Origin of the sequence: Thioalkalivibrio denitrificans (assembly GCF_002000365.1) — a bacterium.
In the GTDB taxonomy this organism is placed as follows: Bacteria; Pseudomonadota; Gammaproteobacteria; order Ectothiorhodospirales; family Ectothiorhodospiraceae; genus Thioalkalivibrio_A; species Thioalkalivibrio_A denitrificans.
In genome coordinates this window covers 1-1487 of record NZ_MVBK01000151.1, presented here as the reverse complement: position 1 = coordinate 1487, position 1487 = coordinate 1, and the positions used below count along the sequence as shown (strand labels likewise).

The window sequence follows — 1487 nt, the reverse complement described above, 5'->3', positions numbered from 1 at the left end:
AGACGCAAAGGAACGCAAAGTATACTTGAGCGAAAAGAAAGCGGGATTCGATCCACCCAACCCGATGTTGGATTCAGCGGCCATCCACACGCACCGGGTTCAATAACGAATCATTCCGTTGTCCTTTGCGAACTTTTGCGTCTTCGCGCCTTTGCGTCGCGGTTCCCGGCTCAGGAAAGCAGGCTCTTGAGATTGCTCAGGTGCGCCTTGCCCGTGATGCGTGCTTCCTCCGGATCGGGCGGGGCGGCATCGGGCCATTCCAGGTGTTCGGGGGGGAGTTCCTGGATGAAGCGTGAGGGTTCGCAGTCCACTTCCTCGCCGAAGCGCATGCGCTTGCGGGCGAAGGTGAGCGTGAGCGACTTCTGTGCGCGGGTGATGCCCACGTAGGCGAGCCGGCGCTCTTCCTCCAGGCCGTCTTCCTGGAGGCTGACGCGGTGGGGCAGCAGTTCCTCCTCCATGCCGACGAGAAACACGTGGGGGAACTCCAGCCCCTTGGCGGCGTGCAGGGTCATGAGGTGCACGCCGTCCGCCTCGGCTTCGCCCCCGGCCCGGTCGAGGATGTCCATGAGCGTCATGTGACGCACGATCCCGCCGATGTCCTTGCCGCCGTCTGCGCCTTCCTTCGCCAGGCGAGCCATCCAGTCCAGTACCTCGTTGACGTTGTCCATGCGCCGGGCGGCGGTCTTGGGGTCGCGGGACTGATCCAGCAGCCAGTCCTCGTAGTGGATCTCGTCCACGAGCGCCCGGGCGGCGGCCGCGGGATCACCTTCCTCGGCGCGCCGGCCGAATTCCAGCAGCCAGTCGGCGAAGGCCTGAAGGCGCGTGAGCGCGCGGTTGGACAGGCGCTCTGCCAGACCCATCTCGAAGCAGGCGGTGAGCAGGCTCACGCTGCGCTCGGTGGCGTACTCCCCGAGTTTCTCGAGAGTCGCCGCACCGATCTCCCGGCGCGGCACGTTGACGATGCGAAGAAATGCGGTGTCGTCGTCGGGGTTGGCCAGCAGGCGCAGGTAGGCCATCACGTCCTTGACCTCGGCGCGCTCGAAAAACGACTGGCCGCCGCTCACCTTGTAGGGGATGGCGTGCTCGCGCAGGAGCTTTTCGAACACCCGGGACTGGTGGTTGCCCCGGTAGAGGATGGCGTAGTCCCGGTGCTCGGTACGGTGTTTGAACTTGTGCTTCATGATCTCGGCGACCACCCGCGCGGCCTCCTGGTCGCCGTCGTTGCACGGCAGGACCCGGATGGGCTCACCTTCGCCCAGCGCGCTCCACAGGCGCTTCTCGAACACGTGAGGGTTGTTGCCGATCAGGTGGTTGGCGGTCTGAAGGATCCGGTTCGTGGAGCGGTAGTTCTGCTCCAGCTTGATGACCTTGAGTCGCGGAAAGTCCTGCTGCAGCGCCGCCAGGTTCTCGGGCCGTGCCCCGCGCCACGCGTAGATGGACTGGTCGTCATCACCCACGGCGGTCAGGCCGCCGTGGGTGATGACGAC

At 65.2% G+C, this 1487-nt stretch carries 1 protein-coding gene; it reads right to left on the bottom strand.

Annotated features, from left to right (window positions below):
- Positions 1 to 170 precede the first annotated feature (170 nt).
- A partial coding sequence (locus B1C78_RS17005; protein WP_077280342.1) for a 3'-5' exonuclease occupies positions 171 to 1487 on the bottom strand: 1317 nt, incomplete at its 5' end.